Below are 26,243 nucleotides of genomic sequence, written 5' to 3' on the forward strand. Positions count from 1 at the left end.
CCCCCCCCCGGCGGCCCCCCCCTCCCCCCCCCCACACCCCCCCCCCCCCCCCCCCCCCCCCCCCCCCCCCCCCCCCCCCCCCCCCCCCCCCCCCGCCCGCCCCCCCCGGCCGAAACCCCCCGCCCCCCCGCCCCGGCGCAGGCCCCGGCGCGGGCGCCGTCGCACAGCGACGAGCGGCACATGCGTGCCGACAACGCCGTGGACCTGCCGGTCGCCGCCGTCCCGGTCGGCCGCCCCGTTCCGCCCCCGATCCGTCCGAAGAGGTTCTGATGTCCGCGACCACGCCGGTCAGACCCGGCACGAACGGGACGGCCGCCCCGGCGCCCGGCCCCGGCGCCCGGCCCCGCCAGCCCGCGCCGGGTCGGCCCGCGCCGACTCCCGCAGGACCCGTACGAACACACCGATGCCCTTGGCCACTACTGCCAAGGGCATCCGCATGCGCCGCCCCGGGACCCCCTTCACACAACCGGCCGTTCGGGGAGCGGCGGCGCACGCCTCCCTACGATCGCACGGCGGGATCGGTATCGTCCGCCAGGATGCCCCTGGTCTGCGGCCCAGCAGCCCCCGCACGGAGGAGGTCCACCATGGCCGACAGCGACTCCCCTGCGCGGCAGCCGGACGTTCCTCGTCAATGCGTGCACGACTCCGTGCGTCCGGCGGTGGTGATCGCCGCGCTCGGGGTGGTCTTCGGCGACATCGGAACCAGCCCGATCTACACCCTCCAGACCGTCTTCAATCCGGGCGACCCGCACCCCGTCCCGGTCACCACGGAGAACGTGTACGGGGTGGTGTCGCTGGTGTTCTGGTCGGTGGTGATCATCGTCCTGATCACCTACGTGTTCCTGGCGATGCGCGCCGACAACGACGGCGAGGGCGGCATCATGGCACTGATCACCCTGCTGCGACGGTCCGGCTCACCAGAGGGCCGACGGACCACGGCCGTACTGGCCGCACTCGGCATCTTCGGCGCGTCGCTGTTCTTCGGCGACAGCATGATCACCCCCGCGATCTCGGTGCTGTCGGCGATCGAAGGGCTGAAGGTCGTCGAGCCGTCGCTGGAAAGCACCGTCGTACCACTCACCGCGGTGATCATCGTGCTGCTGTTCCTGGTGCAGCGCAGGGGGTCCGCGGCGGTGGGCCGACTGTTCGGACCGATCATGATCGCCTGGTTCGTCGCCATCGGGGCCTGCGGCGTGACCGGCATCGCCGACCACCCACAGATCCTCAGGGCACTGTCACCGACCTACGCCCTGGGCTTCCTGTTCGGCCACTTCGGCACCGCGTTCTTCGCCCTGGCCGCCGTCGTGCTCGCGGTCACCGGCGCCGAGGCGCTCTACGCCGACATGGGGCATTTCGGCCGCCGGTCGATCACCCGGGCCTGGTTGGTCCTCGTCTTCCCCGCCTGCACCCTGAGCTACCTCGGTCAGGGCGCGCTGATCCTCGCCGATCCGGCCCGGGTGAGCAGCCCGTTCTTCCTGCTCGTTCCCCACTGGGGACGACTGCCGATGGTCGTACTGGCCACGGTCGCGACGGTGATCGCCTCCCAGGCGGTGATCACCGGCGCCTACTCCGTCACCTCCCAGGCCGCCCAGCTCGGTTACCTGCCGAGGCTGCGCATCGCACACACCTCCGAGTCCACCATGGGCCAGATCTACGTCCCCTGGATCAACTGGCTGCTGATGGTCTCGGTGCTCACCCTGGTCTTCGCCTTCCGCAGCTCCGCCGCGCTGGCCTTCGCGTTCGGCATGGCGGTCACCGGAACCATCACCATCTCCACGCTGCTCTTCTTCTACGTCGCGCGGGCACGGTGGGCCACCCCGGTCTGGCTGCTCGTCTCCGGCGCGACGGTGCTGCTCACCGTGGACCTGCTGTTCGTCGCGGCCAACGTGACCAAGCTCGCCCACGGTGCGTGGCTGCCGCTGCTGATCGGCGTCACCGTGTTCACCGTCATGACGACCTGGCAGCACGGGCGCGAGGTCGTCACTGCCGAGCGGGCACGGCACGAGGGCCCCTTGCGCGAGTTCGTCGACCGCCTGCACACCGGGGCGGTGCCGGCGCTGCGAGTGCCCGGCACCGCGGTCTTCCTGAACCGCGGCAAGCAGACGGCGCCGCTGGCCATGCGGGCCAACGTCGAGCACAACCACGTCCGGCACGACCACGTCGTCATCCTGTCCATCGAGACCGAGCCGCTGCCGCGCCTCCCCGACGACCGGCGGCTCACCGTCGACGACCTCGGATACGCCGAGGACGGGATCATCCACGTCACCGCCCGGTTCGGCTACATGGAGACACCGGACGTGCCGGGCGCGCTCTCGATGCTCGACCCCACCCTGACGGAGGGGCCGTTGCAGCTCGACCAGGCGTCCTACTTCCTGTCCAAGATCGAGCTCCGGCGCGGAAAGGCCCCGACCATGGCCCCCTGGCGCAAGCGACTGTTCATCGCCACCTCCTACATCACGGCCGACGCCGCCGAGTACTTCGGTCTCCCCCGCGAGCACACGGTCATCATGGGCGCGCACATCGAGGTGTAGGCGCGTCCTCAACACGGTTCGGACGCGCCTCGGCCCCGGGCTCCGTCGTCCTCCCTGGTGGACCGCGTAGCCCGGGAGCCGACCGCTCAGCCACGATCTCGTACACGACACGGTGGCGCCCGGCCTGTAGGGCCGGGCGCCACCAGATCCGTCGACGCCCCATCGTTCAGCGGGTCTTCTTCCGCTTCGTCTTCGTCCAGCCGAGCGCGAAGAACACGAGTGAGGCCGTGAACGCCGCCCCTCCGAGGACGTTTGCGTCATTCCGGGAGGAGTCCCACTCCGCGATGAGGGCGATCAGGGCCGCGAGGGCCAGGAGGCCTACGACGACCGCGGCCGTCACCTTTTTCATCGCGTCCGCCTTTCGCCGATCCGTCCGCTGAGATCCACCGAGTCCGACGGGGACCGGATTACCCGAAGGGGTTGCAGACGAAGCCGCCCGCCCCGATGCCGCCGACCCAGTAGATGTAGGTCCAGCCGTTCTGGTGCTGGCAGACCTGGATCCCGCCGGCGATGACGCCGAGCGCGGCGGCGACGGCTCCGGCGTACGGGCCGCCGCCCAGCGCGGCCACCAGCCCGGAGATGCCGGCACCGGTCCAGAAGCCGCCCTCGACCTTGTTGGTGAGCCAGGAGTCCAGGCCGACCTCGACGCCGTACCAGTGCGTCTTGATGTAGCCGTGTCGGCCGCGCCACCGCCGGCCAGGACGAGCCTGCAGCTCGGCGGCCTGCGGCGCCGCCTCGGTTCGCAGTTCCCGGTCGGGAGCCCTCGGGGCCGCCCAGCGGGGTCTGTCGTGCACCGGCCGGAGAGCGGGTCGGCTATTCGGCCGACTTCCAGGGGCGGGCGAACTCGTGCAGCGCCGTCGCGGCGGCCGGGGCGAGCATCCGGTCGTTCACCGGTGTGCCGGCCGGGTGCAGGAAGTGGTCCAGGCCGGCCAGGGTGCGCAGTCCCGGGCCGGTGGTGTGCGCGCGGGCGAGTGCGGCGAGCAGCGGCGTCGTGGTGGCGCAGGGCACGTTGGTGTCCGCGGTGCCGCAGGTGACGGTGACGCGGGTGCCGGGCCGGATCGCCCGGGCGGCGTCCGGCGGGTAGACGTCGTCGTCGCTGCGGACGAAGCGGGCGTTGTTCGGGCCGAACAGGGCGTTCAGCAGCGAGGCGAGCGGCGGCAGCAGGGCACTCGTGTCAGTGGGGCGCCCGGCCCGGAAGTTGGCGATGGCGGCGGCCATGCCAGACTTGTTCGCCTGGGCCACCGGCTCGGTCAACTGCCCGGCCGTCACGGCCTGGTCGAGCTGGGTGTCAAGCTGGGCGGCCAGGAGGTCCAGCAGGCGCTCGTCCTGCGGGGCCAGCAGTGCGAGGCCGGCTGGCGCGGGCCGTACCGTGCGGGCGAGGAGCAGCGCCTGCAGTCCGCCTTCGCTGTGGCCGACGACCAGCAGGGCGTGCGGGTCGGCCTCCGGTTGGTTGTGCAGGGTGGTGTAGGCGGCCGCGGCCTGGCGGGTGAAGGCGGCCAGGTCCAGCCGGCCGGGGTCGCCCTGGTAGGCGCCGGCTCCGGTGCGGCCGGTGAAGTACTTGTCGAAGCGCAGCGTCATCACGCCGTCGGCGCCGAGGGTGTCGGCTATCAGTGCCAGGGTCCCGGGCGTGAGCTGGGGCGGCTCGTCGCCGTTGCGGTCCGTCGGGCCGCTGCCGGGCAGCAGTAGGGCGGCGGCGAGGTGGTGGCCGGCCCGGTGGGCGGGGACGTGCAGGGTGCCGTAGGCGGTGGTGCCGTCCACTGTGAACTGCACCGCGCGGTCTGCGGTGGGGACGAGTGCGGCCGGTGCGGCCGCGTTGGCGGCGGGCGTGCCCAGTCCCGTCACAGTGACCGCGGCCAGAGTGGCGGCGGTCGCTAAGGTGCTCCAACGCATGTGTTTCTCCTGTGAGTTGGGGTGTGGCTTCGAGCTCCGGGAGCTCAGTGGCCGATCAGCTGCAGGACCGTGATGAAGACGGCCGGACCCACGAGTAGCAGCAGGCACCGGGGATTGCCGAAGTTGAGGGTCCAGCCGATGCCGAACCGCTTGGCGACGAAGAGGGATGGGTCCTGCCGGTTGAGGTAGAACAGCCCGCCGGCGCGCCAGTAGCGGTCGTCGTCCGGGGCCACCACCCGCGGGTCCGCCGGCCCGCCCGCCGCGTCGTCCGGTTCACTCGTCGCCAGGCGGCTCCCGCCCTGCCCGGTGCGCAGCGCGATCGCGACGACGACGAGCAGGCCTGCCGTGATCGGCGCCAGCACGGGGACAGGGGAGAAGGAGAGGTTGCCGTGCCAGGTCTGCCAGGCAGCGGCCAGCATGCCCAGGTTGACGCAGGCCCCCAGCAGCATGACCGAGCCCGCGGTTCGGACGACGAATCGCCGGTGCCGCGCAGCGCTGGTCGCCGGCCGCGCGGGGTCGAGCGCGGCCCGGGAGCGGAGTGCCAGCCGGGTCACCAGCAGGAGCAGCCCGGTGAGCGCGAGTTGGATGAAGACCGGTGCGAAGGCGGTGCCGATCGACTTGTCCGCCAGCCGGTCGGCTTCCCCGTGGGTGGCGTAGTGCATCGGCAGCCGGTCCGGCATCGACGGGTACTCCACCGCGGCGAGCACTGCGGAGAACACGGGGACGAGCAGCGCGGGCGCGGCCCACCGCCAGGGATAGCGCACCGGCTCGGTCCGCAGCGTGGTGTCCACGGCGACCACCTGGCGCAGGCCGCGGTACCAGTCCTCGCCGAGCTTGACCGTCAGGATCGCGCGACGGGCGCGAAGGTACCCGGCCGTGGACACCACCGCGATAGCCGTCGACGCTCCTGCGAACAGCGGTGTGCTCGGGAACACGAGGCAGCATACGAGCTCGGCCGCGAGCACCGCGCCGCCGACGCCCCCCACCCACCAGCGGTACGCGCGCCGCTGTTCGGCGATCACGGGGGCGTTGGCGTGTGCCGGCGGGGTCCGCACCCCGAAGGGCAGGGTCGGCCCGGTGAGGGCGGGCATCAGCCACGCCATCAGCAGTATGACGAAGGGTATGACCACCTGAACGACAGCTGTTCCGGACATCATGCCGGCTCTCCTAGGCCTCTGTGTTCCACGTCGAGCTCTCCATCGTGCGGCTCGCCGCCCCGCCCGCCGAGCCGGGCCCCGAAGGAACCGACGACCCGTCCGCACATCGTCAGCACGGCCTCCGGGTCCACCCCTTGCGCTGCCGCCTCGGCGAGCAGCGTCCGCAGCCGGACCGACCACTCGTCGGCGAAGCCGGGAGGCGGCGGTCCGGAGTGAGGGTCCCGCTGGACCACGGCGCCGCTCTTACGGTTCAGCCGCAGCAGTCCCTCCTGGCGCAGCAGGTCGTAGGCCTTGTTGACGGTGTGGAAGTTGATGCCGAGGTCGCCGGCGAGCTGTCGGGTCGACGGCAGGGCGCTTCCCTCCACCAACTCGCCCACCGCGATGGCCGCCACGACCTGGTCCCGGATCTGCTGGTAGATCGGGACGGCGCTGCTCAGGTCGATGCTCAGGATCACGCGTGACTCCCTGGGGTGTATCTGCTCTATTACTTATAGAACAGACCATCAGTCGCTCGCAAGGAAGGGAGCGTCAGTGTGGCGCCAAGACGGCCGTGGCCAGCCGCAACGCCAGCATGCGCGCCCGCACCGAGGGCGAATCGGGCATCAGGGCGTGACCGGTGCGCTCCAGGATGTCCGCCATGGGCAGCAGGGTGATGGTCCGGCGGCGCAACGTCAGGTAGGCGTCCAGTGAAAGCACGTTCCCCGCGCGGCGCAGATCCGCCTCCTGGCAACTGGCGAGGGCGAAATCGGCGTAGTCGGCGACGAACCGGGCCCGCCACCGCTGTGACATGCCGGGCGCCGAACGCGCCCACAGATCCGCGAGAGCCGCCTCGGCCGGCGCACCGGGGCCGGCTTCTCCTGACCGAGGACCCGCACCAGCCGGTCGACCATCGCACGGACCTGCTCGGGGCGCCGACCGAGATCGCCGCCGGCTGATCTGCCCACCCAATATCGGGATGCCGCACCCCGCCGCATGCACACGGCCCACCACGCACGGGAACCGCACATCCTCCTTCCGCGTCCAGGCTGGGCATCGCGGCGCTCCTCGTCCCGCCGCCGTCACCGTGCGTGTGCGCCTGCTCCCGCCCCCAAGAACATCGATGACCAGCGACGACGACCTGACAGAGGGTCGCCGACCGGGCGGTTTGGCGGCCATCCAGCGATGCCCTCCGTGACCGTTCGTCACCGACGAAGCCCCGAAGCAAGCCCCGTGGCCACCACTCCGCGGCGTGATCTGCCCCACATGCCGCCGGGCGGTTCATCCGGTTTGGCCCGAGCTGAACCGAATTGACGGGTCGACATGTCAGCCCATTTCTCATGTGATTCTGATGATCTGTTGACATTTCTTTTAGGTCTACATAAAACTCCGCTCGAACTTTTGCCCAATTATCGGAAGTTGGAGCTTACGCACAGTGAGAACAGCAGCAAGACGGTCGGGCGGTGTGTTCGCCGCGGCACTCGCTGCGGTCGCGCTGGCCGCCACCGCAGTGGCGCCCGCCGCCGCTGCCCCCGGCGGAGCACCGCCGCCCGGCGTAACAGGCACCCAGGACACCGCCGAGAGCCAGGCCGTCAAGGAGGCGGCCCGCACCGGCAAGCCGGTGGAGGTGCTCACCAAGCGCGGCGAGTCCAGTGAGACCGTGGCCCAGCCCGACGGCCGACTGAAGACCACCACGTACGTCCAACCCAAGCGGGTGCGCAAGAACGGCGCCTGGGTGGACCTCGACCCGACGCTGCAGCGGCTGCCCGACGGCGCCGTCGCCCCCAAGGGCTCCACCGCCGACTTGCGGTTCTCCGGCGGCGGCAGCGAACCGCTGGTCACGATGACCCGGGCCGGCAAGGCGTTGAAGCTCAACTGGCCGAAGCCGCTGCCCCAGCCGGTGGTCGACGGTGCGACCGCCGAGTACCGGTCGATCCTGCCGGACGTGGACCTGCGGCTGTCTGCCACCAAGACCGGGTTCACCCAGGTCGTCGTGGTGCACACCGCCGAGGCCGCCAAGAACCCCGGCCTGGAACAGCTCCGGCTCGGTCTGCACGGCGACGGCCTGACCGTCAACCAGGAAGCGGACGGCACCCTCACGGCAAAGGACCCGTCCGGCGGCGGAACCGTCTTCGAGGCGCCCGTCCCGGTGATGTGGGACTCCTCCAAGCCGGCTGCCGCCCCGGCCGACGCGCCGGCAGGTGCTCCGACCGGCGCCCCGAAGACGCCCAATGCCGTCCCGCAGGCCGTCCCGCACGCCGAGGCCGCTGGCCCGGCTGCCACCGCCGGCGCCACCGCAGGCAGGAGTGACTCCGCTACTGCCGGCTACGGTGACCTGCCCGGTGAGGGCGCCAAGATGACCCGCCTCAAGGTCGAGCTACCGAAGGACACCATGGTCCTGACGCCCGACCAAGGCATGCTGAACGACCCCGGCACGATCTACCCGGTGATGATCGACCCGGCGTGGAACACCCCGCACGCCGCCGACTGGGCGGGCGTCTCGCGCACCTACCCGAACCAGGCGTACTGGCACTTCACGTACAACAGCACCTACGTCCACGACTGGGGCGTCGGCTACTGCGGTGACACCTCCCGCTGCGCGCCGACCGACGTCAAGCGGGCCTTCTTCCAGCTGCCCAACCCGTTCGTCGGCAAGCAGATCCTCTCCGCCACCTTCGGCACTTACGAGAGCTGGTCGTACTCCTGCGACGCCCGGCCGGTCGAACTGTGGAACACCGGCTACATCTCCCCGGGCCTGAACTGGAACTCGCAGAACGCCTCCGGGTTCTGGAGCCGTTACCTGCAGACCATCAACACCGCCAAGGGCTGGAGCGGCAGTTGCCCCGGCGGCTGGCTGGAGTACGGCGAGACGGGCGCGGTGAAGAACCTGGTCCAGGACGCCGCGAACTGGGGCTGGCCGACCATCTCCTTCGGCCTGAAGGCGCAGAACGAGGGTGACACCCTCGCCTGGAAGCGCTTCACCGACGACGCCTACCTCCAGGTGTACTACAACCTGCGGCCCAACCAGATCCCGATGTCCGACATGACGATGTCGCCGGGCTCGGTCTGCCAGTACCCGGGCATCCGGATCAACAAGATGCCGCAGGTCACCACCCGGGCCAGTGACCCGGACGGCGAGGCGATCGGTGTCCAGTTCGCGGTCGGCTGGGACGACGGCACCGGCCTGCGCCGCCGCTGGTGGTCCACCGGCTCGGAGGACGCCGCCCCGGCGGGCAACACGTTCAAGGGCTCCGGCTCGATGTTCTCCTGGCCGCTGCCGGCCAACCTGCCGCAGAACATCCAGCTCGACTGGGAGGCCCGCGCCTGGGACGGCGCCCAGTGGGGGCCGTGGTCCTCCGACGGCGACCCGACCGGTTGCTACTTCATCGTCGACACTTCCGCGCCGGACGGCCCGGCGATCACCTCGGACGCCTACCCGGGCTCCAAGGACGCCACCGCGGCCCTGCCGTGGACCGACGGCGTCGGCAAGAACGGCCTGTTCACCCTCAAGTCGGCGGCCACCGATGTGGTCAAGTACCAGTGGGGCCTGGACACTTCGCCGTCCGCGGCGAACGAGGTCGCCACCAGCGGCGGCGCCGGGAGGACAGTGCGCGTCCAGCCGCAGACCGCCGGACCGCACTTCATCTCGGCGCGCGCGGTCGACGGCGCCGGCAACGCCTCGCAGCCCGAGACGTACTACTTCAACGTGCTCGCCGGCCAGCCCCAGCGCGCAGGCTGGGCGATGGACGACACCGGCGGCACCACCGTCACCGGCACCGGCGGCAGCTTCGAGACGACCCTCGGCTCCGGCGCCACCCCCGGTGCGCCCGGCCACCTCGGCCAGGCCCTCGCCCTGGACGGCACCCCCAACGCCTACGCCGAGACCCGGGGCGCGGTGCTGGACACCACCCGCGGCTTCACCGTCTCGGCCTGGGTCAACCTCGCCGACACCACCCGCAACCGGGCGGCGGTCAGTGCGAACGGCACCCTCGCGACCCGCTTCGCCGTCGGCCTGCTCGCCGGCAAGTGGAGCATGTGGACGTCCAACCAGGACAGCAGCAACTACATCCTCGAAGCGGCGACCTCGAACGCCCCGGTGGTGACCGACCAGTGGACCCACCTGGTCGGCGTCTACGACCCGGTGGCCAGGACCGGCACCGTGTACGTCAACGGCGTGCCCGGCACACCGACGGCCATGGCCGGCACCTGGGACGTCCGGGGCCCGCTGGAACTCGGCCGCGCCAAGTTCTTCGGCAACATGACCGACCCGTGGAAGGGCTCGGTCGACGAGGTCCGGCTCTGGGACCGCAACCTGAGCAAGGCCGAGGCCGCCGACGTCGCCGCCGACAAGCAGCTCACCACCGGCCGCCCCGCCAAGGCCGTCTGGCACCTGGACGGCACCGACGCCAAGCCTGTCGGCATCTCCGAGACCGACGACCTCACCGCCTACAACGGCGTGGCGCTCGGCCGCCCCGGCATCGCCGACAAGGCGATCCACCTGGACGGCACGGACGACTACCTGCGCGGCACTCGCCCCCAGGTGGACGGCAGCCGGGACTTCTCCGTCTCCACCTGGGTCAAGCTGCCCGCACCCACCGCCGGCGACACCACCCCGAAGATGGCGGTCACCCAGATCGGCCAGCACAACAACGAGTTCTCGCTCTACTACTCGCCCTACTGGAAGCGCTGGATCTTCGGCCGCTACAAGGAGGACACCTCCACCGACACCCTGGTGCGCACCTGGCAGCCCGACTGCACCCCGAACACCCCGATCAACGGCGTCCCCTGCTTCGCCGGCACCACCGGCGAGTGGACCCACCTGCTGGGCGTATCCGACACCGCCGCGAAGAAGCTGCGCCTCTACATCAACGGATACCTGGTCGGCGAGTCGGACTACACCCAGAACGCGCCGTGGGCCAACCCCGGCCCGCTCCAGGTCGGTGCCGTCAACCGGGAAGGCGCCAACGGCGAGTTCTTCGGCGGCGACATCGACGACGTCCGGATCTACGACCGCGTCGTCACCGGCCCGGAGGCCACCGCGATGGTGCAGCAGCGCCCGCAGCTGGCCGGCCGCTGGAGGCTCGACGCGGCCACCGGCACCCCGGCCGTCACCCCCGACGAGGGCCCGGCCAAGGTCGGCGCGGAGCTCGGCGGCGAGGCCAAGATCAACCCCGCCGGCGGGAACCTGCTCCCCAGCGGAACCCTGCAGCTGGACGGCACGACCGGCTACGCGGCCGCCGCCAAGAGCCCGCTGCACACCGGTCAGAGCTTCACCCTGGCCGGCTGGGCGATGACTGCGGGCACCCCGACCCGGGACATGACGGTCCTGTCGGTGGCCGGTACCCGCAACAGCGCGGTCACCGTGCGCTGGCACCCGCTCGGCCCTGACACCAACGGCCAGCAGATCGGCGAGTGGCAGGCCGAGGTGCGGGCCGACGACCCCGACGGCGCGGTGCGCACCCGTACCGCGCACACCGCGGTCAACGGCACGGCGGCGGACTGGACCCACCTGGCGGTCAGCTATGACGCCTTCGTGGACCGGCTGGTCCTCTACGTCAACGGCCAGCCGGAGAACCAGGGCTGCCCGGACAACTCCGCCGGCTGCATCCCGCACGTCTCCTCGACCGGCGCCCCGCAGCCCTACGAGGCGAGCGGTGGCCTGCAGTTCGGCCGGAACAGGGCGGGCGGCGCCTGGGGTGAGTACTTCTCCGGTGAGCTGGACGACGTCTGGCTGTACCAGGGCGTGCTGAGCCCCGCGCAGATCGTCAAGCTCGCCGACTACAACGCGGTGCCGGACACCTCCACCGGGGTCTGACCCCCCTGATCCCCCACGGGCCGGGCGGCTGACTGCCGCCCGGCCCGTGGTCCGTCATATCTCCTTTGCATTCCGTCATATCCATTTTCTCCCAAGGGAGTTGTTCCACTCATGAGCAGGAAGAGGTCGGCGCTGCGGTCGGCCCGCACCAGGGTGTCCGCGGTCATCGCGGGCGCACTGGTCGGGTCACTGCTGCCGACAGTGCCGCTGGCCGCCGTCGCGGCGGCCGCCGAACCGTACGCCAAGCCCGCCGCGGTCTCACCCGAGAAGCCGGTCAAGGGCTCCGACGCCAAGACCAAGGGCCGGAAGGCGGACACCACCGTCAGCCGGACGGACGGCCAGCACGGCGCGCTGCCCGGCGTGGGCAGCGCCACCGTCGACGTGCCCGGCGAGAAGGGCACGGCGGTCAGGGCCGGCCGGCTGCCGGTCGCGCTCTCGTCCTCGGGCGCCCCCGGCACGGTCAAGGTCGAACTGCTCGGCCAGGACGCCGCCGTCAAGGCCGGGATCAACGGCGTGCTGATGACCGTCTCCGGCGCCGACGAGAACAGCGGGCTGGCCGTCGACTACTCGTCCTTCGCCCAGGCGGCAGGCTCCGGCTTCGGCTCGCGGCTGAAGCTGGTGCGCCTGCCCGCGTGCGCGCTGACCACGCCCGACCTTCCCGAGTGCAGGGTGCAGACCCCGCTGCCGGGCGGCAACGACCCGGCGAAGCAGACCGTCGCCGCGGACGCGCTGACCACGGCCCCGGCCGGGTCGATGCGCCTGGCCGCCGCGCCCGGCGCGACGGTGGTCGCCGCCACCGCCGGTACCGCCGGACCGAGCGGTGACTACAAGGCGACGCCGCTGTCCAGTGCGTCGAGCTGGTCGACCGCACTGAACAGCGGGTCGTTCACCTGGTCGTACGACATGCCGCTGACCGCGATGCCGGGCGGTCTGACGCCGAAGGTCGCCCTGTCCTACAACTCCGGCGCCATCGACGGCCGGACAGCGAACAGCAACAACCAGGCGTCCTGGGTCGGCGACGGCTTCGACCTGTCGCCGGGCTTCGTGGAACGCAGCTACAAGGCGTGCGCCGACGACGGTGCGCCGAAGACGGGCTCCGCGAGCCCGGGCGACCTGTGCTGGGGCACGGACAACGCGACGATCAGCTTCGCGGGACACTCCGGCGAGCTGATCCCGGTCTCCGGCGACGAGTGGCGCATCAAGGACGACGACGCCACCAAGGTCGTGCGCCTGCGAGACGGGTCTCGGGGTAACGGTGACAACGACGGCGAGTACTTCCGGGCCACGACGCCCGACGGCACGAGCTACTACTTCGGCTACAACCGCCTCCCGAACTGGTCGGCCGGCAAGCCGGAGACCAAGTCGGTCTACACGGTCCCGGTGTTCGGCAACAACGCCGGTGAGCCTTGCAACGGCGCCGACTTCGCCTCCTCCTGGTGCCAGCAGGGCTGGCGGTGGAACCTCGACCTGGTCGTCGACGCCCACGGCAACGACATCACCTACTGGTACACCCCCGAGACCAACAACTACGGCCGCAACCTCAAGGCCACCGACCGCACCCCGTACATCCGGGGCGGCCGCCTGGACCACATCGAGTACGGCCAGCAGCAGGGCGACCTCTACTCCGCCACCGTCAAGCCGATGGGCCGGGTCGACTTCGCCACCGCCGAACGCTGCCTGGAGACCACGGCCGGCGTCTGCGACCCAGCGAAGATCGACGCCAACCGGCAGTACTGGTACGACACCCCGTGGGACCAGAACTGCAAGGACGGCACCGACTGCACCGGCCAGTACTCTCCCACGTTCTTCACCCGCACCCGGCTCACCCAGGTCACGGCCAGGACGCTCCAGGCCGACGGCAGCTACGCCGCGATCGACACCTGGGACCTGACCCACAAGTGGGGCACCGCCGACTTCGACTACCAGCTGCTGCTGGACTCGATCAAGCACACCGGCTCCTCCACCACCCCGTCCGTCGCACTGCCGAGGACCACCTTCGCCTACAAGCAGCTGGCGAACCGGCTCGACAAGGTCGGCGACGGCCGGATGCCGTTCATCAAGCAGCGCCTCGGCACCGTCACCGACGAACTCGGCGGCCAGCTCGACGTCAACTACTCGGCGCCAGCCTGTGACTGGAACAACCTGCCGACGCCGCAGTCCAACACCACCCGCTGCTTCCCGCAGATGTACCAGGCCTCGCTGGAGAGCCCGGTCACCACGGAGTGGTTCAACAAGTACGTCGTCGACTCGGTCATCGTCACCGACCGCACTGGCGGCGCACCCGACATGGTCACCCACTACACCTACCTCGGCGACGCCGCCTGGCACTTCGACGACGAGGACGGCCTGACCAAGGACAAGCTCAAGACCTGGTCCCAGTGGCGCGGCTACGCCCGCACCCGGGTCGAGACCGGCGGCGTCACCGGCATGACCACCCAGGCCGACCACTACTACCTGCGCGGCATGGACGGCGACCGCTCCGACCCCGCCGACAAGTCCAGGAAGCGCACCGTCACCGTCGACGACGGCCAGGGCACCACACTCGCCGACGACAACGCCTGGTCCGGCTACGAGTACCGCACCGAGCAGTACGACAAGCCCGGCGGCGCGGTTCTGACCAAGACCGTCAACACCCCCTGGAAGCAGGAGACCGCCATGCGGGTCCGCGACTGGGGCACCACCACCGCCGACATCACCGGCACCGCCGTCACCCGCTCCTTCACCTCGCTCGACAAGGGCGTCGGCACCGCCTGGCGGGAGACCCGCACCAACACCACCCGCGACACCTACGGCCGCTCCACAGTGGTCGAGGACCTGGGCGACGTGGCGGTCGCGGGCGACGACACGTGCACCCGCACCACCTACGCCGACAACACCGCTGCCTGGCTGCTGTCCAGCATCATGCGCGTCGAGACCGTGGCCGCCGGCTGCGGGAGCGACGTCAGCCGGCAGACCCGGGCCGACGGGACCTCCGCCGTCCTGTCCGACCAGCGCGTGCGCTACGACGGCCAGGCGTACGGCGCCGCACCCACCAGGGGCGACGTCACGCTCGCCCAGACGCTCAAGTCGCAGACCGGCAACAGCGCCGTCTTCCTGGACAACGCCTTCGCCTACGACGTCTACGGACGCACCCTGACGGCCACCACCCTGGCCTCCACCACGGTCGTCGATGTCACGGGCGCGACCGGCCCGGTCACCACCGCCTCGCCGGAGTCCCGGACCACCACCACCGCCTACACCCCGGCCATCGGCCGGCCCACCAGGTCCGCGGTGACCACCCCGCCTGCCAAGGCTGGGGACGCCACCACCGCCCGGACCACGACCACCGACCTCGACCTGTTGCGCGGCCTGACGACCGACAGCGTCGACGCCAACAACCGCCGCACCGACATCCAGTACGACGCCCTCGGCCGCACCCTCAAGGTCTGGCAGCCCAACCGGTCGAAGACCACGGGACAGCTCCCCAACCTGGAGTTCGAGTACACCGTCGCGGACGGCAGGATCGTCGCCGTCGCCGCCAAGACACTCAACAGCGACGGATCCCAGCAAACCGGCTACACGCTCTACGACGGACTCGGCCGAGCCCGACAGACCCAGTCCCCGGGCGACAACGGCGGCCGCGTGCTGACCGACACCTTCTACGATGAGCGCGGCCAGACCGTCCTCACCTACACGCCGTACTACGCCACCGGCGCGCCGTCCACGACCCTGCGCAGCGTCGACGACACCACCGGGGTCGAGACCCAGACCGCCACCGCCTACGACGGCCTTGGACGCATCGTCAGCAGCACGGCCCTCGCGGGCAACGGCGTCGGCACCCCGCTCTCCACCACGACCACCGAGTACGGCGGCGACCGGGTCACCGTCACTCCGCCCACCGGCGGTACCCCGACCACCACCATCAGCGACGCGGCCGGCCGGACCACCGAACTGCGCCAGTACACGTCGGGGACCCCAACCGGCGCCTACGACACGACCAGCTACGGCTACGACCCCGCCGGCAAGCTCACCAGACTGACCGACCCGTCCGGAACGACCTGGACCTGGCTCTACGACCAGCTCGGCCGGCAGACCAAGGCGGTCGACCCCGACAGCGGAACCACCGTCAGGGCGTACGACAACCGAGGCCAGCTGACCAGCACCACCGACGGCCGGGGCAGGGTGATCGCCAGCGTCTACGACAACCTCGGCCGCCTGACCGAGACCCGTGAGGGATCGGCCACCGGCACCCTGCTGACGTCGCAGGCCTGGGACCCGTCCGGCAACAAGGGCGTCCTGGCCTCCAGCACCCGCTACAGCACCGTCGGCGGCACCACCTACCAGTACAGGACCGCGTACTCGCTGTTCGACACCCTCGGCCGCTCCACCCGGACGACCGTCACCGTCCCGTCCGTCCCCGGCCAGGAAGGCCTCGCTGGCACCTACGTCAGCGGCAGCATCTACCGCCTCGACGGCCTGCCGCAGAGCATCAGCTACCCGGCAGCCGGCAACCTGCCCGCCGAGTCCGTCGCCATGACGTACGACGCGCTTCGCCGACAGACTGCCGTCGAAGGCCTGAGCAAGTACCTCACCAACCAGACGTACAGCCTCACCGGCAAACCGCTGCAGTCAACGCTCGGCAACGGCACCGCCGGCAAGGACGTGTACGTCACCAACGCCTACGAGTGGGGCACCCAGCGCCTCGCCTCCAGCCGCACCGACCAGTACGGCATCACCGGAGCCACCCGTGCCACCGGCTACACCTACGACCAGGCCGGCAACGTCACCTCGGTCACCGACACCTCGCGGTCCGGCACGGACCGGCAGTGCTTCCGGTACGACCACCTGGCCCGCCTGACCGAGGCCTACACCCCCGGCACCGGCACCTGCCCGGCGCCCGGCAGCGCCCAACTCGGCGGCCCAGCCCCGTACTGGACCAGCTGGACGTACAACACCAACGGCACCCGGGCCACCGAAACCCGGCACGACCCAGCCGGTAACACCGCACAGAACGCCACCACCACCTACGCCTACCCCGCCGCCACCGCGGCCCACCCGCACACCCTGACGTCCACCAGCACCGTCACCGGCACCAACGGCACCCCCATACCGGAGAGCTACGACTACGACGACGCAGGCAACACCACGGGCCGGCACCTCAAGCCGTCCGACACCCGCACCAGCGACCAGACACTGACCTGGGACGTGGAGGGCCGGCTGAGCCAGGTCGTCGACACCGTCACCCCCACGACCGCCCCCACCACGACCGCCACCCGGAGCACCGACTACCTCTACGACGCAGGCGGCAACCGCCTGATCGGCCACACCCGCGACACCGCCGTCCCCGCCGCCGAGAACTGGACCCTCTACCTCGGCGCCACCGAACTCAACCTGGTCAAGGGCGCCGCGAAGCCCACCGCCACCCGCTACTACGCGCTGGGCGGTGCCACCGCTGTCCGCACCGACGACAACAAGCTGACCTTCCAGGTCGCCGACCACCACGGCACCGCCGAGATCGGTATCGACGCGACCACCGGCGCCGTCGCCCAGCGCCGCACCGCCCCCTTCGGTGGCATCCGCGGCACCGCGCCCACCGACTGGGCCGGCCACCGGGGCTTCCTCGGCGGCACCGACGAGCCCACTGGACTCACCCACCTCGGTGCCCGCGACTACGACCCGTCCACCGGGCGTTTCATCAGCGTCGATCCGGAGATCACCACGTCCGACCCGCAGTCGCTGGCGGCGTACACCTACAGCGACAACAACCCCCTGACCTTCAGCGACCCGACCGGGCGCAACTTCCTCGACGGACTGTGGGCGAGCCTGCGCCAGTTCAAGAAGGACCTCAAGGCGACGATGAAGCAACTCGGCGTCCAGCACCCGATGGACCGAACCAGCGCGCACAACAACGCGCAGCGGGTCGCCGCCGGCGAGATCAAGGACCAGGCCACGAGAATGGGTGCCACCAACTTCGAGGTCCTGCAGAACGTCGACGTCCCCAACGCCAGCAAGAAGTGCCTGTACAACCCCTCGCTGACAACCTGCAACAAGGGCAACGTCGACATCCTCGGCCACGACCCCAAGAGCGACGTCTACTACGTGTGGGAGGTCAAGTCCGCCGGTGAAGCGGCCAAGGCCGTGCCGGAGGCCGAGTGGTACGTGAAGAAGCTGGAGGAGGACGGTAAGAAGGCGGTCCTCGGGTGGACCATCGGCGGCCCCTACGACGTGCCCGACGGGAACATCGCGGTCGGTCCGGCGGAAGGCGCGGTGATCTACGGGAAGCCGGACAATCAGAAAATGAAGAAGAACATGCCCGCCCCCGGCGTGAGCCAGCAGTCCCAGGCCGCACGGGTGCCCACCGCCACCCCCGGCCCGGCGCCCGGCCGCTACCCCGGCACCGCGCATCAGCCGGGCCTGGGAACCGTCCCGCTGTCCGACACCGGGGTGAACAACTCGGCGCTGCTGATCCCCGCCGGGATCCTCGTCATCGCGGGGGTCGTCGCGGGAGCCCCGGCCGAAGCCGGAGCCGCCGCGGGCACGGCGACGACCGTGGCCGTGACGCGGGCGATGTTCGCCCTGGCAGCATGACGGTTCCGCGGACGGTTCCGCGGACGATTCCCCGACGGAGAGACGACAGATGATGTCCCTTGAGACATGGACCCGCCGGTACGTGGCGCCGGTGGCCAAGGAAGCAGGCCTGACCCGGAAGGGCCTGCTGTACCGTCTGGCCCACGAGAACGGCGACCACGCACTGCTGGAGTTCCGGCCCCGGCACCTCGACCCTGCGATGGAGGTCTTCACGGTCAAGGCGTTCGTCGTGCCGGCCACGTCCTGGGCGTGGAGCTACCGCAAGAGCTGGGAGTCCGCCCGGAAGAAGGCCCCGGACGCGTCGGCCGCCCTCGTCCAGTGGAGTGTGACGCCACCGGAAAACGTCGCCTTCACCCCCCACGCGGTCGGCCCGCTCGACGCGGACTGGGCGTACGGCGCAGGAGTCGACCCCGACACCGCGGGCCGGGCCGTGGCCGAAGTCCTGCGGGAGGTGACCCTCCCGGCCATGCGGCGGCTGCTCGACCGCGAACAGCTGTGGGCGGAGATCTGTCGACCGGGCTTCGCGTTCCACCGCGGACGCCCGCCCGGCTGGGCCCGGATGCTGCTGCACGTCGACGAGGCGTCACCCGCCGAACTCGAAGAGCTGGCCAGCCAGGTGGAGACGGACTACCCGGTCGCCGACGAATTCATCGCCTGGGCCCGCGCCCGGGCTGCCGGACACCTCGGATGACCGGCGAGCGCCTGGCCGGATCCCCGGCCGGGCGCTCGCCCGTTCCCCCGTCCCCCAGGCCGGCGGGGATCGGAGGACCGCCTGCCGCGGCAAGTTCCACTGTCGGTCCTGCGGCCACACCGTGCACGCCGGCACGGTGGGAGCGATCAACGCTGTACGGGCCGGGCTGGTCCGGTACGGTGCCAACCCGGCCTGGCGAGAAGCCCCCACGCTCACGCGGGGGAGGAGTCACAAGCGTCGAATGACGTTCGAGCGTGAGTGGGCGAGCAGGAGCGCGGCAGCCAACCGTAGGTTCGTGGACAAGGCCGTGGTGATCGCACGAGAAGTCGAGGTAACGCTCGGCCACGAATCGATGACCTACCCGAGGAACACGTTGCAGCGGGCGCGGGATGCGCTCGCCGACCGGTTGTTCGCGATCCTGGCCGCGACGCGCTACGCCAGCACGACCTACTACACCGTCGACCGCCTGCCGATGGCGATTCTGTCCGACGAGTACGGCGACGACGCCGACACCCTCGCCGAGGACACCGACATCGCCATGGCCCTGTGCCGGGCCGGCTGGCGTGTCGTCTACCGCAGCGACGCCCACGCCTCCACCCACGTCCCCACCACCGTCCGAGGCCTGTGGCACCAACGCCACCGCTGGGCCTACGGCACCCTGCAATCCATCTGGAAGCACCGCCGCGCCGTCAAGGAGACCGGCACCGCCGGCCGTCTCGGCCGGCGCACCCTCCCCTACTTGGTGCTCTTCCAACTCGCCCTGCCACTCGCCGCACCCCTGATGGACGTCGTCGCGCTCTACGGGCTCGCCTCCGGAACGACCCCGCCCCGGCCCTGGCCTGGGGCACCTTCTGCCTCGCCCAACTCGCCCTCGCCGCCCACGCCCTGCACCGGGACGGCGAAAGCCTGCGCCACCTGTGGCTCATCCCGCTCCAGCAGACCGCCTACCGCACCGCCCTGTGCCTGGTCACCACCCACGCCCTGGCCACCGCCGCACTGGGCACCGGACCCCGATGGCACCACCGGCCCACCACTGCGGCGCAGCCCCAACCGCAGCCGGCAGCGGTGTGACGGTGCGCCCCCGGCCGCGGGCTGGCAACAGCGGCAGCCGGGGGCAGCAGTTTGGTGCTGAGGTCTCCTGCCGCCTCTACCGGGCGCCGGCCTGCGCCGCACGCACGGCGCAGGCCGGCGCCCGGGGTGGTGAGCGGTATGGGGCTCAGTTGGCCAGGCTGAAGTCCCCGCCGACCGGGGCGGCGATCTTGTCGACGCCGGTCAGGGCGGTGAGCGTGGTCACCGGTGTGTTGCTGTCGGTGGTGGTGCCGTTGCCGAGCTGGCCGGAGCCGTTGGCGCCCCAGGAGCGGACGGTGCTGTCGCCGAGTAGGGCGACGGTGTGCTCGCGGCCGCCCGCGACCAGCTGGACGCCGCTCAGCCCGGGCACCGGGACGGGGGTGATCCGGTAGTCGTTCGTGCCGTCGCCGATCTGGCCGGAGGTGTTCTGGCCCCAGGCCTTCAGCTTGTTGTCGCTGTCGGTGACGGCCAGGCTGTGGTTGCACCCGGCGGCGATCTGGGAGACACCGCCGAGCCAGATGCCCTGGGCATCGACCGGGGTGTAGCGGTTGATGGTGCTGTTGTCGCCGAGCTGGCCGGTGGCGTTGTAGCCCCAGGCCTTCACCGCATTGCCGCTGGTGGGCTTGCCGGTGGTGGTCGGCGGGCCGACCAGGGCGAGGTTGTGGTTGCAGCCGGCCGCGATCCGGGTGACCCCGGTCAGGTTGTTCACCGGGGACGGCACGTTGCGGCTGGCCGAAGTCCCGTCGCCGAGTTGCCCGTTGATGTTGTAGCCCCAGGCCCAGACGGTGCCGTCCTCGCGCAGCGCGATGCTGTGGTTGAGCCCGGCGGCGATCGCGATCACCTTGTTCAGTCCCTCTACGCGGACGGGCACGCTGCTGTCCGAGTTGGTACCGTTGCCGAGCTGCCCGTAGTTGTTCCGGCCCCAGGAGACCACGGTCTGGTCGGCGAGCAGGGCCAGGCTGTGGGCGCCGCCGGCGGCCACGTCGGTGGCGTTGGAGAGGTTGACGACCTGGCCGGGCGCGTTGTGGCTGAACACCGAGCCGTCGCCCAGCTGGCCGGAGCTGTTGGCCCCCCAGGACTGCACGGTACGGTCGGTGAGCAGGGCCAGTCCGTGCCCGTTGGTGGGGCCGGAGCCGCCCGCGGCGATCTTGACCACCTCGGCGCTTGTCAGCCCGAGCACGGTGGTGGCGGTGGTGCGGAAGTCGGTCCAAGTGCCGTCGCCGAGCTGGCCGGACCGGTTGTTGCCCCAGGACTTCAGCCGCTTCTCCTGGGCGTGCGCGGTGCCGGCCGGAATGGCGGCCAGACTGAGCGCGGCCGTGGCAGCGACAGTGGCGGCGAGCAACTGCCGCAGTCGGCCGAGGGGTTCGGTACGGGGATTCGTCATGTGGTTCCTTCCGGAGGGGAGGGAGAGGTGGTCAGCGCGCCAGGCTGAAGCTGCCGCTGGAGGGAGCCGCGACCATGGAGACGCTGCCGGACTTGGCCAGCACCTGCACCGGGGTGGGGCGTTGGGTGGTGGTGCCGTCGCCGAGCTGGCCCTTGTCGTTCAGGCCCCAGGCCTGGACGGTGCCGTCGGCGAGCACCGCCAGGTTGTGGGAGGCGCCGGAGGCGATGCCGGTCACCCCGGTCACCCCGGGGACGGGCACACTGGTGTTGCGCTGGGTGAGGGTGCCGTCCCCGACCTGGCCGTTGGTGTTGTTGCCCCACGCGCGCAGGGTGCGGTCCTGCAGGAGGGCGACGCTGTGCGAGGCCCCCGCGGCGAGGGCGGTGACGTTCTTGAGCTCCAGCACAGGCACCGGGTAGGGCTTGTTGTTGTTGACGGCGGGCGTCTTGGTGGTGGCCGTGTCGTCGCCCAGCTGACCGTTCTCGTTGAGGCCCCAGGACATGACGGAGCCGTCCGCGAGCAGGGCCAGGGCGTGCGAGGCTCCGGCCGTGATGCCTTTGACGGTGGTCAGTTCGGGGACCTGGACGGCGGTGGCACGGGTCGCCGGGGCCGGCGCGGGAACGGGGTCGGTCGACTTGGCCGCCTTCGCGGTGATGCCGAGCTGCCCCTTGTCGTTGTTGCCCCAGGTCTTCACCGTGCCGTCCTTCAGCAGCGCCATGCTGAAGGTGTCACCGGCTGCGATCGCCTTGACGTCCTCCAGCCCGGCCACCACGACCGGCAGGTTGGCATTGGTGGTGGTGCCGTCGCCCAGCTGGCCCTTGTCGTTGAGGCCCCAGGCCTTGACGGTGCCGTCCTTGAGCAGGGCGAGGGCGTGCGAGCCGCCCGCCGCGACGGCGTCCACCCCGCCCAGGCCGGCGACCAGGCTGGGCACGGCCCACTCGTCGGTGGCACTGGTGGCGCCGTTGCCGAGCTGGCCCTTGTCGTTCTTGCCCCAGGACTCGACGGTGCCGTTGGCGAGCAGGGCCAGACCGAAGCCGGAGCCGGCCGAGCCGCCCGTACCGCCGGCGGCGACGGAGTTGAGCTCGGCGCCCGACAAGCCCACGACGGAGGTCGGGGTGAGCCGCTGGGTCTTGGTGCCGTCGCCCAGCTGCCCGCTGGTGTTCAGTCCCCAGGAGCGCAGCCGCAGGTCATACGCGGAGGCGGCGGAGGTGGGCAGCGCGATGGAGCCCAGCAGGGTCAGGCTCGCGACCAGCGCGGGCAAGGCGGTCGCGGGCACGTGACGGAGCTTTCGGTGCAACGGGTGCATCTCTTCCTCATGATCGGGTGGGGCGGGGCATGGGGATGCCCGGCAGCGGCCATGCGGGGCCGGTGCTCGGGGTCGCGCGATGTGGCGTGGTGTCAGGGGCAGGGTCGCGCCGGGTTGCGGCGGACGGGCTCGCCCACGGCCAGGCCGGGAGCCGGCAGGGGCCGGTGGTGGGCCTTCGGGGTGTCCTCACCGCAGAGCGGCACCGGGCGCAGCGCGCCCGAGGAGGACGCGGCGGCCGGCGCGGCGGCCAGCAGGGGCAAGGCGAGTGCGAGCAGCAGGACGCGGGATTTCGACGCTCGCACTGATCCGGACTGGGGTGACATGTCGTCCCTCGTGATACAGGCCGCGCGGCACCCTGGCCGCGCGGCCGTAGCTGGAAATGAAGATCGGATCGCCCGGATATCTGCCCCAAGATCAGAACGGTCGTGCGGTTCCGAACGGCTTTCCACCTTGTTGGCCCAGCTCGATCGTTCGCCATCGCCCTATTGGCCTGTTACTGGTTGCGGACCGTGATCGACACCCGAAGCATGGGACGGCCGGGCCCGAATGATCATCAGATCGTTGAGCACAAGTGCCCGGAAAATCCGGCGACTTCAGTGGGAGAGAGCGTGCTGCGGACACAGCTATCCAGACTTCTGGCCGTCACCCTCGGTGGCGCCATCGCCTTGGCGACCCCGGCGCCGGCGGGGGCCGAGGACACCGAGCCGGCGGTGGTGGTGAACGGGACGTTCTCCTCGCCGACGGTGCCCGAAGGCAAGACCTGGGCGTCGAGGCCCGAGGGATGGACCAATGCTCCGATCGCCTCGGTAACCCGCGCCGCCCACCCGAAGGGTCTTCAGGCGGCTGCGTTGAGCTGGGACACCGGGCCCACTTCGACCAGTACACAACTGCGCGGCGTACGGACCGGCGCCACGGTGACCCTCAGCTGGGACGACAATCCTGACAGCTGTGCGAAGCAGGGCGACGCCAAGCGGACGTACACCGTGACGGTTGCCGGCGACAACAACCAGCCAGGCAACTTCAGCACCAATGACTCGACCGGCAAGGCCAACTGGTTCATCGGCCGGACCTACTCCTTCACCGCTGCCGAGGACGCCCCGAAGATCACCTTCACCTCGACCACCACCACCAACGCGAGCTGCGGCCCACTGATCACCGACGTCGCGGCCAAGCAGACCGCCCCGCCCCTGGGCTCGCCCCAGACTCCCAAGCAGAACGACCCCTGCGCGGGTGACGCGAAGGACAGCCCGGCATGCAAGGACGTGGCCGGCAACAAGGACCAGATCTCCAAGTGCCCGCCCTCGAACAAGGAGTGCCTGGCGAGTGTTGCCGGGAACGGGAAGACAGAGAAGGACGGCATCGACAAGCAGACCTCGGCCGTCGAGGACTTCGGCAAGGTTCCCCGCGTCCAGGACCCGAACACCGCGGCCGCCGGTCTGTGCGCCCTGCCGAACGCACTGACCGACGAGGCCAAGCCCGGTGACGCGGTCGTCCCGCCGAGCGACTGGTGGTTCTGCTGATGCGGCGCCGCCACCCGCACCGGCTGGGCTGCGCCGTCGTGACCGTCGGTCTGGCCCTGGCCGCCGCCCCGCCCGCGCGGGCCGCAGACACGGTGGACGTCCAGGTGCCCAACGGCACCTTCGCCCAGCCCGTCGCCCCCGACAACGGCACCGCCGCCGGGCACACCGACTGGTCCCCGGACAACACCGGGGTGGTCTTCGGCAAGTCACTGGCCCAGCACCCGAAGGGCTACCAGGCCGCCGCACTCAACTGGAACGGCGCCGCGCTGACCCTGCGCACCCGGCTCTGGGGCGTGAAGGCCGGCTCCCACGTCACCCTGAGCTGGGACGACAGCCCGGGAGTGGACCGTCGCTGCAAACCCGAACAACTCAAGGACGGCCAGACCTACAACGTCTCCCTCATCACGGCCGGCCCGGCACCCGACCCGCAGGTCACCACCAAAGGCACCGACACCGTCGGCACCGCCAACTGGACCAGCGGGCGGACCTTCGAGTTCGACGCCACCGAGGACAACCCGATGGTGTCGTTCGACTCCGCCGAGCAGCGCGACTCGCTCTCCTGCGGCCCGCTGATCAGCAACGTCACCGCCCAGCAGGCGCCCGCGCCCGTCGACCAGAAGGTCCGCAAGGAACAGCTGCCCGGCCCCAAGGCCTACCAGGGCAACAGTCCGCTGGAGCCGAGCATCGCCGTGGACGACTGCGAGGGCTCCGCGACCAACTGCGTGTTCACCGTGGACAAGCGCTCCTCCTACCAGTACTACGGCCAGACCAGGATCGTCGGCGAGGTGTACATCAACTGCAGCCGCAACGCGGTGGTGGACGACCGCAGGATCGAGGCCGTCGAGCCGCCGTACGACAACCTCTCCCAGTACTACGCGCTCAAGGGCACGCCGCTGGTCCCCAGCCGTTCCGACATCTCGCAGAGCCGCCCCAACCTGGCCGCGCAGGCCGTCGCCGGGTTCAGTGCCGCGGGCGGCAACACGGGCGCCGTCTCCACCAGCAACCCGCTCACCTGGAGCCGGACCACCACCAAGGCGCTCAACCCCACCATCCAACCCGGCGAGGTGAGTTGGATCGAGGTCCAGCCCGGCCGCGAACGCGTCGCCGGTACCTTCACCAACTCCCGTAACAAGTACCGGCTGGACACCGTCTTCGACGTCCCCGCCGTCTCCCTCCCGGACCGCTGGTTCCAGCGCACCGGCCCGCTCACCGACGTCGAGCTGCAGCGCTGCGGCACCGCCCGGCCGACCGCCGGCACCCCGGACAACGGGGCCGGGCCGGACAAACGGCTGATCGCCGTCGACGCCCCGCCCGCCGGGGTGCGCGCCCAGACGGTCGCTCTCAACCCCTGACAGCAGCCCACGACGAGGCCGCCTGCCCGACGGATCGGGCAGGCGGCCTCGTCGTGCGGACGGACCTCAGCCCAGCCGCGTCCAGGTCCGCTCCGGCGTCAGCCGGTACGTCTCGACGGGCCGGGACCCGGCGCCGCGCGGCGCCGCCTCGACGAGGCCGCCGGCGTCCATCGCGCGGTTCCCCGGTGGCGGGTTCGGGGCCGGGGTCGGATTCGGCGCCGGAGTGAAGCCGGGGTGGAGCGAGAGGCAGCGTTCCCTGGCGCTGAAGGTCTGCGCGACGACCGTACTGACGTTGACCGTCGACGGGCTGTCCACGACGATGTTCTTGATCAGCTTGCCAGTGCCGTTCACCGACAGCTCGCCGACTGTGCGCGTCATCGCGTTGAGCATGCCGAACTGCAGCTCGTCACCGGACTTCACGGTGAACTTCACCTGGGTGGTCTCGGTGCTGGTGCGCTTCCACTCGTGCGAGTACTTCGCCTTGAAGGCGAGGGCGAAGGTGGCCTTCGCACTGAGTTTGAGCTCGGCTGCCCCGGCGACGCTGCCGCCGACGCCGATCGAGGCGCCGTTGGCGATGTCCGTGTTGGGGCCCTTGTCGGTGGGTGCGGTGTGGTCGGTGTGGGTGACCTCCGTCTTGTTGTCGACGCCCGCGCTGCCGGAGACGTTGGTGGTGTTGTCGATCGTGCCCTCCAGCGTGGCGCTGCCGGAGATCTCACCCGCGATGTTGTCGGTGGTGCTCGACTCCAGGGCGACCGTCCGCTCGACCGTCATCGGCTTGTTGGTGCAGTTGATCGCCGCGTTGCCGACCGAGATCACCGCCGTGGTGAGTTCGCGCGACAGGCCCGGGATGAACCGGTACCCGCAGCCGTAGTCCTTGCCGCAGCCCCGCGCCAGCGCGGGCGCGTCGGCCAGCGGCGCGTCCCCGTCGAAGGCCTGCGCGGCCGCCGTCGCGTCGGGGGCCGTGACCGCATCGGGGCCCGTGCCCGCAC

At 71.0% G+C, this 26,243-nt stretch carries 17 protein-coding genes; 7 read left to right on the forward strand and 10 right to left on the reverse strand.

What is annotated here, in order from left to right; genetic code table 11:
* The first annotated feature begins 584 nt into the window (after positions 1–584).
* Positions 585–2,531: a potassium transporter Kup gene (locus BG452_RS04410; protein ID WP_188302821.1), complete on the forward strand. Its 1,947-nt coding sequence runs from the start codon at positions 585–587 to the stop codon at positions 2,529–2,531.
* Between the two features lie 166 nt (positions 2,532–2,697).
* On the opposite strand, the gene BG452_RS04415 is transcribed toward BG452_RS04410, so the two are convergent.
* The 6 genes from BG452_RS04415 to BG452_RS45280 all read right to left on the reverse strand — a co-directional run bounded on the left by BG452_RS04415 (position 2,698) and on the right by BG452_RS45280 (position 6,733).
* The gene (locus BG452_RS04415; RefSeq protein WP_188302822.1) at positions 2,698–2,880 is read right to left on the reverse strand and encodes a hypothetical protein; all 183 of its coding nucleotides are present in this window, start codon (positions 2,878–2,880) and stop codon (positions 2,698–2,700) included.
* A gap of 58 nt (positions 2,881–2,938) precedes the next feature.
* Positions 2,939–3,325, reverse strand: a complete 387-nt coding sequence (locus tag BG452_RS04420; RefSeq protein WP_188302823.1) for a hypothetical protein — start codon at positions 3,323–3,325, stop codon at positions 2,939–2,941.
* Positions 3,326–3,344: 19 nt separating this feature from the next.
* A complete protein-coding gene (locus BG452_RS04425; RefSeq protein WP_223241739.1) occupies positions 3,345–4,421 on the reverse strand; it encodes an alpha/beta hydrolase family protein in 1,077 nt (358 codons plus the stop codon).
* A gap of 44 nt (positions 4,422–4,465) precedes the next feature.
* A complete protein-coding gene (locus tag BG452_RS04430; RefSeq protein ID WP_188302824.1) occupies positions 4,466–5,578 on the reverse strand; it encodes a DUF1648 domain-containing protein in 1,113 nt (370 codons plus the stop codon).
* On the reverse strand, positions 5,575–6,033 hold the full coding sequence (locus tag BG452_RS04435) for a GntR family transcriptional regulator (RefSeq protein WP_188302825.1): 459 nt from the start codon (positions 6,031–6,033) through the stop codon (positions 5,575–5,577). Before BG452_RS04435 ends, BG452_RS04430 begins: the two co-directional genes overlap by 4 nt.
* A 73-nt stretch (positions 6,034–6,106) precedes the next feature.
* Positions 6,107–6,733 (reverse strand): terpene synthase family protein, encoded by a 627-nt coding sequence (locus BG452_RS45280; RefSeq protein WP_223241740.1) that lies wholly within the window; start codon positions 6,731–6,733, stop codon positions 6,107–6,109.
* A 286-nt stretch (positions 6,734–7,019) separates the two neighbouring features.
* On the opposite strand from BG452_RS45280, the gene BG452_RS47575 reads away from it, so the two are divergent.
* From BG452_RS47575 to BG452_RS04460, 4 genes are all read left to right on the forward strand, one after another.
* Positions 7,020–11,369: a LamG-like jellyroll fold domain-containing protein gene (locus tag BG452_RS47575; protein ID WP_188302827.1), complete on the forward strand. Its 4,350-nt coding sequence runs from the start codon at positions 7,020–7,022 to the stop codon at positions 11,367–11,369.
* A gap of 111 nt (positions 11,370–11,480) precedes the next feature.
* Complete coding sequence (locus tag BG452_RS46915; protein ID WP_188302828.1) at positions 11,481–17,936, forward strand: RHS repeat domain-containing protein; 6,456 nt, start codon at positions 11,481–11,483, stop codon at positions 17,934–17,936.
* A 49-nt stretch (positions 17,937–17,985) separates the two neighbouring features.
* Positions 17,986–18,627, forward strand: coding sequence for a hypothetical protein (locus BG452_RS04455; protein ID WP_188302829.1), 642 nt, complete (start codon positions 17,986–17,988; stop codon positions 18,625–18,627).
* 241 nt (positions 18,628–18,868) lie between these two features.
* Complete coding sequence (locus tag BG452_RS04460) at positions 18,869–19,759, forward strand: glycosyltransferase (RefSeq protein WP_188302830.1); 891 nt, start codon at positions 18,869–18,871, stop codon at positions 19,757–19,759.
* 84 nt (positions 19,760–19,843) lie between these two features.
* Here BG452_RS04460 and BG452_RS04465 read toward each other — a convergent pair whose 3' ends face one another.
* The 3 genes from BG452_RS04465 to BG452_RS04475 form a co-directional block, all read right to left on the reverse strand.
* Complete coding sequence (locus tag BG452_RS04465; protein WP_223241741.1) at positions 19,844–21,079, reverse strand: RCC1-like domain-containing protein; 1,236 nt, start codon at positions 21,077–21,079, stop codon at positions 19,844–19,846.
* A gap of 31 nt (positions 21,080–21,110) precedes the next feature.
* On the reverse strand, positions 21,111–22,352 hold the full coding sequence (locus tag BG452_RS04470) for an RCC1 domain-containing protein (RefSeq protein ID WP_188302831.1): 1,242 nt from the start codon (positions 22,350–22,352) through the stop codon (positions 21,111–21,113).
* A 122-nt stretch (positions 22,353–22,474) separates the two neighbouring features.
* Complete coding sequence (locus BG452_RS04475; protein ID WP_188302832.1) at positions 22,475–22,684, reverse strand: hypothetical protein; 210 nt, start codon at positions 22,682–22,684, stop codon at positions 22,475–22,477.
* A 207-nt stretch (positions 22,685–22,891) separates the two neighbouring features.
* Between BG452_RS04475 and BG452_RS04480 the strand changes: the two genes are divergently transcribed.
* On the forward strand, positions 22,892–23,902 hold the full coding sequence (locus BG452_RS04480) for a hypothetical protein (RefSeq protein ID WP_188302833.1): 1,011 nt from the start codon (positions 22,892–22,894) through the stop codon (positions 23,900–23,902).
* A complete protein-coding gene (locus BG452_RS04485; protein ID WP_188302834.1) occupies positions 23,902–25,254 on the forward strand; it encodes a hypothetical protein in 1,353 nt (450 codons plus the stop codon). The genes BG452_RS04480 and BG452_RS04485 overlap by 1 nt, the downstream gene beginning before the upstream one ends.
* Positions 25,255–25,320: 66 nt before the next feature.
* On the opposite strand, the gene BG452_RS04490 is transcribed toward BG452_RS04485, so the two are convergent.
* Positions 25,321–26,243, reverse strand: a 923-nt coding sequence (locus BG452_RS04490) for a hypothetical protein (RefSeq protein ID WP_188302835.1), incomplete at its 5' end; no start/stop codon positions are given.

Origin of the sequence: Streptomyces sp. CBMA123 (assembly GCF_014596465.1) — a bacterium.
Taxonomy (GTDB): domain Bacteria; phylum Actinomycetota; class Actinomycetes; order Streptomycetales; family Streptomycetaceae; genus Kitasatospora.

Excerpts from the sequence above, each read along its gene's own strand:
- BG452_RS04410 (WP_188302821.1), top strand. The coding sequence starts at position 585 with ATGGCCGACAGCGACTCCCCTGCGCGGCAGCCGGACGTTCCTCGTCAA.
- BG452_RS04415 (WP_188302822.1), bottom strand. The coding sequence starts at position 2,880 with ATGAAAAAGGTGACGGCCGCGGTCGTCGTAGGCCTCCTGGCCCTCGCG.
- BG452_RS04425 (WP_223241739.1), bottom strand. The coding sequence starts at position 4,421 with ATGCGTTGGAGCACCTTAGCGACCGCCGCCACTCTGGCCGCGGTCACT.
- BG452_RS04430 (WP_188302824.1), bottom strand. The coding sequence starts at position 5,578 with ATGATGTCCGGAACAGCTGTCGTTCAGGTGGTCATACCCTTCGTCATA.
- BG452_RS45280 (WP_223241740.1), bottom strand. The coding sequence starts at position 6,733 with ATGGCCGCCAAACCGCCCGGTCGGCGACCCTCTGTCAGGTCGTCGTCG.
- BG452_RS46915 (WP_188302828.1), top strand. The coding sequence starts at position 11,481 with ATGAGCAGGAAGAGGTCGGCGCTGCGGTCGGCCCGCACCAGGGTGTCC.
- BG452_RS04455 (WP_188302829.1), top strand. The coding sequence starts at position 17,986 with ATGATGTCCCTTGAGACATGGACCCGCCGGTACGTGGCGCCGGTGGCC.
- BG452_RS04460 (WP_188302830.1), top strand. The coding sequence starts at position 18,869 with ATGACGTTCGAGCGTGAGTGGGCGAGCAGGAGCGCGGCAGCCAACCGT.
- BG452_RS04465 (WP_223241741.1), bottom strand. The coding sequence starts at position 21,079 with ATGACGAATCCCCGTACCGAACCCCTCGGCCGACTGCGGCAGTTGCTC.
- BG452_RS04485 (WP_188302834.1), top strand. The coding sequence starts at position 23,902 with ATGCGGCGCCGCCACCCGCACCGGCTGGGCTGCGCCGTCGTGACCGTC.